12 protein-coding genes and 1 riboswitch are annotated in these 11,980 nt (G+C 70.5%); of the genes, 5 read left to right on the plus strand and 7 right to left on the minus strand.

The genetic code is table 11. From position 1 onward, the window contains the following. Positions 1-92: 92 nt before the first annotated feature. A riboswitch (glycine riboswitch) is annotated at positions 93-190 on the plus strand. A 141-nt stretch (positions 191-331) separates the two neighbouring features. The 5 genes from gcvT to J7E91_RS01725 all read left to right on the plus strand — a co-directional run bounded on the left by gcvT (position 332) and on the right by J7E91_RS01725 (position 5,500). Continuing rightward, positions 332-1,456: a glycine cleavage system aminomethyltransferase GcvT gene (gene gcvT / locus J7E91_RS01705; RefSeq protein WP_214898468.1), complete on the plus strand. Its 1,125-nt coding sequence runs from the start codon at positions 332-334 to the stop codon at positions 1,454-1,456. Between the two features lie 58 nt (positions 1,457-1,514). Beyond that, positions 1,515-1,895, plus strand: coding sequence for a glycine cleavage system protein GcvH (gcvH, locus tag J7E91_RS01710; protein WP_214898470.1), 381 nt, complete (start codon positions 1,515-1,517; stop codon positions 1,893-1,895). 19 nt (positions 1,896-1,914) lie between these two features. Beyond that, positions 1,915-3,177: a serine hydroxymethyltransferase gene (gene glyA, locus J7E91_RS01715; protein ID WP_214898472.1), complete on the plus strand. Its 1,263-nt coding sequence runs from the start codon at positions 1,915-1,917 to the stop codon at positions 3,175-3,177. Positions 3,178-3,322: 145 nt separating this feature from the next. After that, positions 3,323-4,690 (plus strand): L-serine ammonia-lyase, encoded by a 1,368-nt coding sequence (locus J7E91_RS01720; RefSeq protein ID WP_214898473.1) that lies wholly within the window; start codon positions 3,323-3,325, stop codon positions 4,688-4,690. 420 nt (positions 4,691-5,110) lie between these two features. Then, positions 5,111-5,500, plus strand: coding sequence for a hypothetical protein (locus J7E91_RS01725; RefSeq protein WP_214898474.1), 390 nt, complete (start codon positions 5,111-5,113; stop codon positions 5,498-5,500). A 54-nt stretch (positions 5,501-5,554) separates the two neighbouring features. On the opposite strand, the gene hypE is transcribed toward J7E91_RS01725, so the two are convergent. The 7 genes from hypE to J7E91_RS37205 all read right to left on the minus strand — a co-directional run bounded on the left by hypE (position 5,555) and on the right by J7E91_RS37205 (position 11,978). Beyond that, the gene (gene hypE / locus J7E91_RS01730; protein ID WP_285439016.1) at positions 5,555-6,628 is read right to left on the minus strand and encodes a hydrogenase expression/formation protein HypE; all 1,074 of its coding nucleotides are present in this window, start codon (positions 6,626-6,628) and stop codon (positions 5,555-5,557) included. Beyond that, positions 6,621-7,745 (minus strand): hydrogenase formation protein HypD, encoded by a 1,125-nt coding sequence (gene hypD / locus J7E91_RS01735; protein WP_214898475.1) that lies wholly within the window; start codon positions 7,743-7,745, stop codon positions 6,621-6,623. Before hypD ends, hypE begins: the two co-directional genes overlap by 8 nt. Continuing rightward, the gene (locus J7E91_RS01740) at positions 7,742-8,062 is read right to left on the minus strand and encodes a HypC/HybG/HupF family hydrogenase formation chaperone (RefSeq protein WP_214898476.1); all 321 of its coding nucleotides are present in this window, start codon (positions 8,060-8,062) and stop codon (positions 7,742-7,744) included. Before J7E91_RS01740 ends, hypD begins: the two co-directional genes overlap by 4 nt. A 50-nt stretch (positions 8,063-8,112) precedes the next feature. Further along, complete coding sequence (gene hypF, locus J7E91_RS01745) at positions 8,113-10,452, minus strand: carbamoyltransferase HypF (RefSeq protein ID WP_214898557.1); 2,340 nt, start codon at positions 10,450-10,452, stop codon at positions 8,113-8,115. A gap of 53 nt (positions 10,453-10,505) precedes the next feature. Next, on the minus strand, positions 10,506-11,336 hold the full coding sequence (hypB, locus tag J7E91_RS01750; protein ID WP_214898477.1) for a hydrogenase nickel incorporation protein HypB: 831 nt from the start codon (positions 11,334-11,336) through the stop codon (positions 10,506-10,508). A 3-nt stretch (positions 11,337-11,339) separates the two neighbouring features. Next, positions 11,340-11,735 carry a hydrogenase maturation nickel metallochaperone HypA gene (gene hypA, locus J7E91_RS01755; RefSeq protein WP_214898479.1) on the minus strand — a complete coding sequence of 132 codons (396 nt, stop codon included), beginning with the start codon at positions 11,733-11,735 and terminating at the stop codon, positions 11,340-11,342. 135 nt (positions 11,736-11,870) lie between these two features. Then, on the minus strand, positions 11,871-11,978 hold the full coding sequence (locus J7E91_RS37205; protein ID WP_374196635.1) for a DUF6893 family small protein: 108 nt from the start codon (positions 11,976-11,978) through the stop codon (positions 11,871-11,873). Positions 11,979-11,980: the final 2 nt, after the last annotated feature.

Consider the following 11,980-nt stretch of genomic DNA (forward strand, 5'->3'; position numbering starts at 1 on the left):
GTCCATTTCCGGATCTGTCCAGGTGCTGTCCAGGTGCTGCCCGGGCGCCGCCCACGTGCAATGATGTGCGCGCCAACTGCATACCGGCCGTTTGAATCCGCGCGGGAGAGTCCGAAGCACTGTGTGCCGAGGACGCCGAAGGAGCAAGTTCCTCCCTTGAATCTCTCAGGCCCCGTACCGCGCGGGCGAGGCAGATCTGAAAAGCGGGCCGCTTCGTCGCGGCTCCACCCAAGGTGCAAGCCGAGACCGTCACGCTCTCGGTGAACCTCTCAGGTTCCGATGACAGATGGGGAGGATTGTCCTCGCCTGTCATGCCCTGGGAGCCCCACACATGAGCAATGTCCCCCGTCACACCGCCCTCGACGCGCTGCATCGTGCGCTGGGCGCGACCATGACCGACTTCGCGGGCTGGGACATGCCGCTGCGGTACGCCAGCGAGCGCGACGAGCACAACGCCGTACGCACCCGCGCCGGCCTCTTCGACCTCTCCCACATGGGCGAGATCACCGTCACCGGCCCCCAGGCCGTGAACGCCCTCGACTACGCACTCGTCGGCAACATCGGCACGATCGGCCTCGGCCGCGCCCGCTACACGATGATCTGCCAGGAGGACGGCGGGATCCTCGACGACCTGATCGTCTACCGCCTGGCCGAAACCGAGGCCCCCGAATATCTGGTCGTCGCCAATGCCGGAAACGCCCAGATCGTCCTCGACGCGATCACCGAGCGCGCGGCCGGTTTCGACGCCGTCGTACGGGACGACCGTGACGCGTACGCCCTGATCGCCGTCCAGGGCCCCGAGTCCCCCGGCATCCTGAAGTCCGTCACCGACGCGGACCTCGACGGGCTGAAGTACTACGCCGGCCTGCCCGGCACCGTCGCCGGCGTCCCCGCGCTCATCGCCCGTACCGGCTACACCGGCGAGGACGGTTTCGAGCTGTTCGTCGCCCCGGCCGACGCCGAGAAGCTGTGGCAGGCACTGACCGACGCGGGCAAGGACGCGGGTCTCGTCCCGGCCGGCCTCTCGTGCCGCGACACCCTCCGTCTGGAAGCGGGCATGCCGCTGTACGGACACGAGCTGACCACCGCGCTGACCCCGTTCGACGCGGGCCTGGGCCGGGTCGTGAAGTTCGAGAAGGAGGGCGACTTCGTCGGCCGCGCCGCTCTTCAGGCCGCCGCCGAGCGCGCCGAGACCGCCCCGCCGCGCAAGCTCGTCGGCCTCATCGCGAAGGGCCGGCGTGTCCCGCGCGCCGGTTTCCCCGTCGTCGCCGACGGCAAGGTCATCGGCGAGGTCACCTCCGGCGCCCCGTCCCCGACGCTGGGCAGGCCGATCGCCATGGCGTACGTCGACGCCGCGCACGCGGCGCCCGGCACCTCCGGCGTCGGCGTCGACATCCGCGGTACGCATGAGCCGTACGAGGTCGTCGCGCTGCCGTTCTACAAGCGCCAGAAGTGACCCCCCGCACAACCTCCCCGTTCACCACCACTCCCCCGCGTACAGGAGAATTCAGGTCATGAGCAACCCCCAGCAGCTGCGTTACAGCAAGGAGCACGAGTGGCTGTCGACCGCCGAGGACGGCGTCGCGACGGTCGGCATCACGGAGTTCGCGGCCAACGCGCTCGGTGACGTCGTGTACGCCCAGCTCCCGGCGGTCGGCGACACGGTGAGCGCGGGCGAGACCTGCGGCGAGCTGGAGTCGACCAAGTCGGTCAGCGACCTCTACTCCCCCGTGAGCGGTGAGGTCGTCGAGTCCAACCAGAACGTCGTCGACGACCCGTCGCTGGTGAACTCCGCCCCGTTCGAGGGCGGCTGGCTCTTCAAGGTGCGCGTCACGGACGAGCCGGACGACCTGCTCTCCGCCGACGAGTACGACGCCTTCTCCTCCGGCAACTAAGACCTCGAACGGGACCGTGATGACGCTTCTCAACACTCCCCTGCATGAGCTCGACCCGGACGTCGCCGCCGCCGTCGACGCCGAGCTGCTCCGCCAGCAGTCCACCCTCGAAATGATCGCCTCGGAGAACTTCGCTCCGGTCGCCGTCATGGAGGCCCAGGGCTCCGTACTCACCAACAAGTACGCCGAGGGCTACCCCGGCCGCCGTTACTACGGCGGCTGCGAGCACGTCGATGTCGTCGAGCAGATCGCGATCGACCGCATCAAGGCGCTCTTCGGCGCCGAGCACGCGAACGTACAGCCCCACTCGGGCGCCCAGGCCAACGCCGCCGCGATGTTCGCGCTGCTCAAGCCCGGCGACACGATCATGGGTCTGAACCTGGCCCACGGCGGTCACCTGACCCACGGCATGAAGATCAACTTCTCCGGCAAGCTCTACAACGTGGTCGCGTACCACGTGGACGACGCCACCGGTGAGGTCGACATGGCCGAGGTCGAGCGGCTCGCCAAGGAGTCGAAGCCGAAGCTGATCGTGGCCGGCTGGTCGGCGTACCCGCGTCAGCTGGACTTCGCCGCCTTCCGCCGCATCGCGGACGAGGTCGGCGCGTACCTCATGGTCGACATGGCGCACTTCGCCGGTCTGGTCGCCGCGGGCCTGCACCCCAACCCGGTGCCGCACGCCCACGTCGTGACGACGACCACGCACAAGACCCTCGGCGGCCCGCGCGGCGGAGTGATCCTCTCCACCGCCGAGCTCGCCAAGAAGATCAACTCGGCGGTCTTCCCCGGTCAGCAGGGCGGCCCGCTGGAGCACGTCATCGCCGCGAAGGCCGTCTCCTTCAAGGTGGCCGCGAGCGAGGAGTTCAAGGAGCGCCAGCAGCGCACCCTGGACGGCGCCCGCATCCTGGCCGAGCGCCTGGTGCAGGCCGACGTCACCGAGCACGGCGTCTCCGTCCTCACCGGCGGCACGGACGTCCACCTGGTCCTCGTCGACCTGCGGAACTCCGAGCTCGACGGCCAGCAGGCCGAGGACCGTCTCCACGGGCTCGGCATCACGGTCAACCGCAACGCCATCCCGAACGACCCGCGCCCGCCGATGGTCACCTCGGGTCTGCGGATCGGTACGCCGGCCCTGGCCACCCGCGGTTTCCAGGCCGAGGACTTCGCCGAGGTCGCGGACATCATCGCCGAGGCGCTGAAGCCGTCGTACGACGCCGAGGCCCTGTCCGCCCGGGTCACGGCCCTGGCCGGCAAGCACCCGCTTTACCCTGGTCTGAAGTAGTTACGTACGACACAGACTGAATAACGGGGCACCGCGCACACTGAACAGTGAGTGCGGTGCCCCGCACCGTGTTGCCCCGCCCTAGATCATCTGCACCACTCCCGCAGGCAGACAGCGGCGTCTACCCACCCTTAGGAGTCACCCCGTGGCCATCTCGGTCTTCGACCTGTTCTCGATCGGCATCGGCCCGTCCAGCTCCCACACGGTCGGCCCGATGCGCGCCGCCCGCCTCTTCGTGGGCCGCCTCAAGAACGACGGCCTGATGGCCCACACCGCCTCGATACGCGCCGAGCTGTTCGGCTCGCTGGGCGCGACCGGCCACGGCCACGGCACCCCCAAGGCCGTCCTGCTCGGTCTGGCGGGCAACTCCCCGCGCACGGTCGACGTCGAGACCGCCGACGAGGAGTTCGAGCGGATCAAGGCGGACAGGCGGATCAACCTGCTCGGCGTGCACGAGATCGGCTTCGACTTCGACGAGGACCTGATCCTGCACCGCCGCAAGGCCCTGCCGTACCACGCCAACGGCATGACCCTGTGGGCGTACGACGCCGAAGGCACCCCCCTCCTGGAGAAGACGTACTACTCGGTGGGCGGCGGCTTCGTCGTCGACGAGGACGCGGTGGGCGAGGACCGGATCAAGCTCGACGACACCGTACTGAAGTACCCCTTCCGCACCGGTGACGAGCTGCTGCGCCTGGCGAAGGAGACCGGCCTGTCGATCTCCGCCCTGATGCTGGAGAACGAGAAGGCGTGGCGCAGTGAGACGGAGATCCGCGAGGGCCTCCTTGAGATCTGGCGGGCGATGCAGGACTGCGTCGCCCGCGGCATGTCCCGGGAGGGCATCCTGCCGGGCGGTCTGAAGGTGCGCAGGCGCGCCGCGAACACCGCGCGCAAGCTGCGCTCCGAGGGCGACCCGCTGGCCCTGTCGATGGAGTGGATCACGCTCTACGCGATGGCGGTCAACGAGGAGAACGCGGCGGGCGGCCGCGTCGTCACCGCCCCCACGAACGGCGCCGCCGGCATCATCCCGGCAGTCCTGCACTACTACATGAACTTCGTGCCGGGCGCGGACGAGGAGGGCGTGGTCCGCTTCCTGCTCTCCGCGGGCGCCATCGGCATGCTCTTCAAGGAGAACGCCTCGATCTCCGGCGCCGAGGTCGGCTGCCAGGGCGAGGTCGGCTCCGCCTGCTCGATGGCGGCGGGCGCGCTCGCCGAGGTCCTCGGCGGCACCCCCGAGCAGGTCGAGAACGCGGCCGAGATCGGCATGGAGCACAACCTGGGCCTGACCTGCGACCCGGTCGGCGGCCTGGTCCAGATCCCGTGCATCGAGCGCAACGGCATGGCGGCGGTCAAGGCCGTCACGGCGGCGAAGATGGCGATGCGCGGCGACGGGAACCACAAGGTGTCGCTGGACAAGGTCATCAAGACCATGAAGGAGACCGGCGCGGACATGTCGGTGAAGTACAAGGAGACCGCGCGGGGCGGGCTCGCGGTGAACATCATCGAGTGCTGAGGTTCTCGGCCCTGACCAGCGCGTTTCGTTCTTTCGGCGCTGTCAGGGCCTTCCCTGTCTGCACAGCGGAAAGTCCCTGGAAAATCCCTCGGACAGACCTGAAAGTCCCTGAAAGTCCCTGAAAAGTCCCTGGGAAATCCCACGGGATGGCCGTCTGGCCTGGGGGTTCGTGGCACCTACTCCACGACGGACGACCACGACAAGTACCGCCGAATGGTCTGGGCGATGAGCGTGAAGCCTGTGATCGCCCGCCGCGGGGTTCCTCACAGATCCGGACTCGGAGTCCACCGCTGGTGGCCGAACTGACCGTCGACTCCTTCACCTCTGGCTCATTCCGGTATAAATAGGATAATCAACCTATTTGTGGGATGGCGCGCGTACCCACCGCCCATCACCGTCACAGGACAGGCAGGCCAGGTCATGGCGAAGAAGCCGGAGTCGTCCCAGCCGTCACACGGCGAGGGGCCGAGCAGGCACCAGGGCAAGCATCAGCACGGCTGGGCACCGGATGTGGACGAGACGCGCCAGCAGGACAACCCGAGCGCGCACCGTTCGTTCCATCCGGACGAGTACGCCCCCGGGAAGGGCCCGGGCCGGAAGGTCTCCCGAGAGGAGAAGACGCCAGTGCCGGGGGACACGGCCAGGAGCCTCAGCGACCGGGGAGAGGACCACGCCCGGGCGAACGACGAGGAAGGCATGCACGACCGGGGACGCAAGGGCCGCTCCCGGCGCCCCAGCGGCAGCAAGGACGCCTCCGCCTTCACGGGCGTGGACCCGCAGGACCCGCCCGACAAGCACAAGCGGGGTTAGAACAGCCCGGCTCGCGCCGCCGCGCCCCCGCGGCGGCGCGAGTCGGGTGGGCGGTCAGCAGATCCGGGGCAGCTGTTCCCCGATCGGCAGGTCGATCACGCGTGTGCCCCCGAGGCCCGTGCGGGCCACCACCATGCCGGGGTGCGCCTCCACGGCCTCACCGATCACCGTCGCCGCCGCGCCCAGGGGGTGCGCGCGCATCGCGTCCAGAACCGCGTCCGCGTGCTCGCGAGGGACGAACGCGACCAGCTTGCCCTCGTTGGCCACGTACAGCGGATCCAGGCCCAGGATGGCGCAGGCATTGGCCACGGTCGGCGGGACAGGAACGCCGCGTTCCTGGATGACCACACCGGTGCCGGAAGCGGCAGCGATCTCGTTGAGCGCGGCGGCCAGGCCGCCGCGGGTGGGATCCCGCAGGACATGCAGGTCGGGGGTGACCGCCAGCATGGCCTCGACGAGTCCGCCGAGAGCCGCGCAGTCACTCTCGATCTCGACGCCGAACTCCAGGCCCTCGCGCACACTCATGATCGTCACGCCGTGGACGCCGATGTCACCGCTGACGATCACCACGTCGCCGGGGACGACGCGCTGCGGCCTCAGGTCGACCCCTGCCGGGATGAGACCGATTCCGGAGGTGTTGATGTAGATGCCGTCCCCGTGACCGGCTTCCACGACCTTGGTGTCGCCGGTGGCGACTTCCACCCCCGCTGCCCGCGCGGCCGCCCCCATGGCCTCGGCCACGCGTGCCACCACGGCGACCTCGACGCCCTCCTCCAGGATGAATCCGCAGGACAGGTATGCGGCCCGGGCGCCGCTCATGGCCAGGTCGTTGACGGTGCCGTTGACGGCGAGGTCACCGATGCTTCCGCCGGGAAAGAACAGCGGCCGCACCACGAAGGAGTCGGTGGAGAAGGCCAGTCGCGCCCCGCCGAGCGATACGGCGGCGGAGTCGCCCAGTTGGGCCAGGACCTCTCCGCCGAAGGCAGGCGCGAAGATGTGCTGGACCAGTTCGGCGGAGAGTGCGCCGCCGCCTCCGTGGCCCATCACCACCCGGGGATGGTCGCGCAGCGGGGCCGGACAGGTCCAGGCGGTGAGGTCCGGTGCGCGGAACTGGGTGACGTCAGGCAACGGGGCTCGCCTCCAGGGGGGCAGTGGTGGTGTCGAGGCGCCGGTAGAGGTAGTACGCGGCACACGCCCCCTCGCTGGAGACCATGGTGGCCCCGAGCGGACTGCGGGGAGTGCAGGCGGTCCCGAACGCCTCGCACTCGTTCGGCTTCAGCAGGCCTTGCAGCACCTCGCCGCTCCGGCACTCGGCCGGCTCCCGGGTGTGGATGCCGGTCACCGAGAAGCGGTACTCGGCGTCGTAGTCCCGGTAGCGGGGGGACAGCCGCCAGCCGCTGTCGGGGATCACTCCGATGCCGCGCCAGGCCCGGTCGGTGACCTCGAACACGTCCTCCAGCATGGCCAGTGCGGAGGGGTTTCCTTCGGGCCGGACCGCACGCGAGTAGGCGTTCTCGACCGTGTGCTCGCCGCGCTCCAGCTGCCGTACGGTCCGGCGTACGCCTTCCAGGATGTCCAGCGGCTCGAATCCGGTGACCACGATCGGGACGCGGTACCGGTCGGCCAGCGCGGGATACTCACCGACGCCCATGACGCTGCAGACGTGTCCGGCCGCGAGGAAGGCCTGGACCCGGCAGTCCGGGGACTGCATGATCGCCTCGATCGCCGGGGGGACCCGCACGTGGGACACCAGCAGGCTGAAGTTCCGGATGCCCAGCCGACGTGCCTGGTGGACCGTCATGGCGTTGGGCGGCGCGGTGGTTTCGAAGCCGATACCGAAGAACACCACCTCGCGATCCGGGTTCTCCCGGGCGATCCGCAATGCGTCGAGCGGGGAGTACACCACCCGTACGTCGCCGCCCTCACCGCGGACCTGGAACAGGTCGCGGCCGGTGCCGGGGACGCGGAGCATGTCCCCGAACGAACAGAAGATCACCTCGGGGCGGGAGGCGATCTCCAGCGCCTTGTCGATGACCTCCAGCGGCGTGACACACACAGGGCAGCCCGGCCCGTGGATCAACTCCACCAGATCGGGGAGAAGCTGGTCGATGCCGTGCCGGATGATCGTGTGCGTCTGTCCCCCACACACCTCCATGAGGGCCCATGGTCTGGTCACCGTGGAATGGATGTCGTCGAGCAGGCGCCGGGCCAGGTCGGGGTTCTGGAATTCGTCGATGTACTTCACTTCTGGGCCTCCTGCGGTGCTTCACTTCCATCGGGCCACGGGGCTCCGCCCGCCTCCGCGGCCAGTTCCCACGGGTCCGCGAACTCCTCCTGGAGAATGCCGAGAGTCGCGAAGAGGTCGAGCGTCTGCCTTGCCGACTGCTCGTCCAGGCGCTGGAGGGCGAATCCGACGTGCACGATGGCGTACTCGCCGACCTGGAGGTCCGGCAGGTATTCCAGGCACACCTCCTTCACGACGCCGCCGAAGTCGACGGTGGCCATACGAGTGCCGTCACGAACCTCGATGTCCATCACTTTCCCGGGTACCGCCAGGCACATGGGGTTCTCCTCGCTGTGGTGGTCCGTGCCCCCTCTTTGCGGGTGGGGCGTCAGTCGGCGGTTCTGTGTCCGGCGATCACCAGTTGGCCGAGCGCCAGTCCCCCGTCGTTCGGGGGCACCTGGTGGTGGCGCAGCACCGTGAAACCGTCCTTCCGCAATGCCTCGGCGCAGGCCGAGGAGAGCAGCGCGTTGGCGAACACGCCGCCGGTCAGGGCGACGGTGTCCAGCCCGTGCCGCTCGCGTGCTGCGACGCAGGTGCGGTGGACGAGGGCGGCGAGCGCGCCGTGGAAGCGTGCCGCGACGAGTGCCGGTGGGACACCGCCGCGTACGTCGTCCGCGATCGCCGCCAGGACGGGCGCGGGGTCGGCGGTCCACGCGGCCCCGACGGCTCGCTGAGGGGGTCGGAGGGCGAACGCGTAGCCGGTACGACCGTCCGCGGCGGTCTCGGCGCTGTCGGCGGTGAGCGCCGCGGCCTCCAGTTCGATGGCGGCCTGCGCCTCGTATCCGGCCCGGTGGCACACCCCCGCGAGCGAGGACACGGCGTCGAAGAGGCGGCCCATGCTGGAGGTGGGTGTGCAGTTCAGGTTCCGCTTCATCTGGACTTCCAGCACCCGCCGTTCGTCGGGCGGGCAGACCGCTACGCAGGGCAGGTCGTCCGTCCAGGCGATGCCGGCCGCGCGCAGGTGGGCCAGTGCCATGCGGTAGGGCCGGTGCACGGCGGCGTCGCCGCCGGGCAGCGGGACATGGGCGAGGTGGGCGAACCGGGTGAAGCGGTCGTAGTCGGCGAGCAGGAACTCCCCGCCCCACACCGCCCCGTCGTCGCCGTATCCGGTGCCGTCGAAGGCGACGCCGATCACCCGGTGGGTACCGTCCAGCCCGTGCTCGGCCATCACCGCCGCGACGTGGGCGTGATGGTGCTGCACGCGCACGAGGGGCCGGCCGGCCGCGTGCCGCTCGGCCCACTGGCCGGAGCGGTAGCCGGGGTGCCGGTCGGCGGCCAGCGCCAGGGGCTCCACCCCCGTGATCGACTCCAGCTGCCGCTCGGCGCGCTCGAAGGCGTACTGCGTGGCGAGGTCGTCCATGTCCCCGATGTGGGCGGACAGCCAGGCCCGGCGCCCGTCGGCCAGGCCGAACGCGTTCTTCAGGTCTCCCCCGACCGCGAGGGTCGGCCTGACGGGCACCGGCAGGGTGATCGGCAGGGGGGCGTAGCCACGTGACCGGCGCAGGATCATCCGTTCTCCGTCGCACACCCGCGCCACGGAGTCGTCGCACGGCACCTGGATCGGGCGGTCGTGCGTGAGCCAGGCATCGGCCAGGTGAGCCAGCCGCTCCAACGCCTCGGCGTCGTCGGTGACGATGGGTTCGCCGGCCGTGTTCCCGCTGGTCATGACGAGCAGGAGCGGCCCGGTGGGGTCTGCGGGCAGGCCGAGCAGCAGGTGGTGCAGGGGTGTGTACGGGAGCATGACACCCAGGTCCGGACTGCCGGGCGCTACCGCGTCCGACACGCCTGGGGCCCCGAGCCTCGGTGGCGGCGTCGCCCGGCGGCGCAGGAGGACGATGGGCCGCACCCCTCCGGTCAGCAGGGCGTGCTCCTCGGGGCCGATGTGAACGAGGTGCTCGACGTCGGCGCTGTCGCGGGCCATGAGGGCGAAGGGCTTGTCGCCGCGGGCCTTACGGCGGCGCAGCAGGGTTACGGATTCGTCCTGGGAGGCGTCGCATGCGAGGTGGTAGCCGCCGAGGCCCTTGACGGCGAGGATGGCGCCGTCGGCCAGGAGCTTGCGGGCCTCCGCGACGGGGTCCGCGGCGGGCACCTCAATGGGGGTGCCGCCCTCGGCGGTACGCAGCAGACGCAGGCGGGGCCCGCAGTGGGGGCAGGCGACCGGCTGTGCGTGGAACCGGCGGTCGGCCGGATCGGCGTACTCGCGGGCGCAGTCGGGGCACATCGGGAAGCCGGCCATGGTGGTGTGGGCCCGGTCGTACGGCAGGCCGGTGACGATGGTGAAGCGCGGGCCGCAGTGGGTGCACGTGATGAACGGGTGGCGGTGGCGCCGGTCGGACGGATCGGCCAGCTCGGCGAGGCATGCGGCACAGGTGGCTACGTCCGGCGAGACCAGCGTGCGCGCGGGCCCCCCGGACCGGGAGGCGATGATGGTGAACCCCGCACCGCCGGAGGCGGGAACGTCCTGGTGGTCGACGGACTCCACCACGGCCAGCGGGGGTGCTTCCGCGGCGATCCGGTCGCAGAACAGTGCCACGGCGGACGGCGCCCCCTCGACCTCCGCCACCACGCCTTCCTCCGTGTTGCTCACGTGGCCGGACAGCTCCATGGCCGTGGCCAGGCTGTACAGGAACGGCCGGAAGCCCACGCCTTGGACGACCCCCCGGACCATGACCCGGCGGCGCTGCGATGCGGGGACGCCGACAGTTCCCGGGTGCGGAGCGCTCACGCGCGGGGCTGGGCGGCGGGGCCGGCGGATGCCGCGTACGCGGACTGCCCGCGACCATCCGCACAGTCGTGGGGGTGGGGATGGGTGTGGGAGCCGTTCATCTGCGGGGCGCCGTCCGCGTGGTGGTGGTGACCGCCATGCCGGCGGCCCATGACCGGTTCGTGTGCCGGCGCTCCGTCCGCCACCGCCATCGCCCGTTCGAGCAGCACGCCGACCCCTTCGCCCCGGCGGGCGGAGGTCAGGACCACCTCCACTCCGGGGTTGACCTGCTCGACGTGGGCGCGGAACGCCGGCTCGTCGAACCCGACGGCATCGGCGATGTCGGTCTTGGTGACCACCACGAGATGGGCGAGGCCGAAGGCGGTGGGGTACTTCAGCGGCTTGTCCTCGCCTTCGGTGACCGAGGCGAGTACGACCCGCAAGGCCTCACCGAGGTCGTAGGAGGCGGGGCAGACCAGGTTTCCGACGTTCTCCACGAACACCAGCCGGGTGGTTTCCGGCAGCCATCCCTGGAGATGCCGGCCCAGCATGTCCGCCTCGAGATGGCACAGCCCGTCGGTGAGGACCTGCTTGACCGGCACGCCGGAGCGGGCCAGGCGCCTGGCGTCGTTCTCCGTGGCGAGATCGGCGGTCAGCGCGGCGACCGGCACTCCCCGCTCACGTGCGAGGAGGAGTTCGCGCTCCAGCAGGGCCGTCTTCCCGCTCCCGGGGCTGGACAGCAGGTTGATCACGGTGGCGCCCCGGGCTGCCAGCCCGGTGCGCAGCGCGTGGGCGGCGGCCTCGTTCTTGGCGAGGACCGCCTGTTGCAGGTCGACGACTCGGCACATGGTTCAGCGCTCCTCGGAGACGGGTTCTCGGGTGCGGTCACGGGCCGGACCGTCTTCCCACCGCACACTGGTGATCTGCAGCTCGCGGCCGGAGAGAAGTTCGGCGGTCGCCTGACCGCACGCCGGGCAGCACAGTTGCGGAGGCGTGCCGACCGCCCATTCGTCCACGCAGGTCGCACAGCGGGCGCGGCCGGGCACCGATTCGGCGATCAGTTCGGCGCCCTCCAGGGCGGTCCCCGCGCAGGCGAGCTCGAAGCAGAAGGCCAGTGCGTCGGGGACGACCCCGGCCAGCTCACCTACCTGGAGCCGCACGGAGGTGACGGCGGTGACGCCGCCGGATTTTGCGGCCGCCTCCTGCACCTGGCCGACGACGGCCATCGCGATGGACATCTCGTGCATCGGTCTCCGTCCTGGCGGAGGCCGGTAAGGGTGTGGCCGGTCCGCTGGGCACCATTACACGGCGGCCTGCGGGGGCGGGCTCCGTGGCTCGCCGATGCTGCGCCCCGCGTGCCCCCGTTCGGTGCAGCGGCCGCGTCACATCCTGCGGATGTGCAGGTAGCGCCTGATGTCGGGCAGGACCTGCCTGACCAGGGCCAGGAGGACGGTGGCGGCGACGGCGCTGCCGATCATGGACTTCTTCATGG

Source organism: Streptomyces sp. ISL-99 (assembly GCF_018614005.1).
GTDB lineage: Bacteria > Actinomycetota > Actinomycetes > Streptomycetales > Streptomycetaceae > Streptomyces > Streptomyces flavidovirens.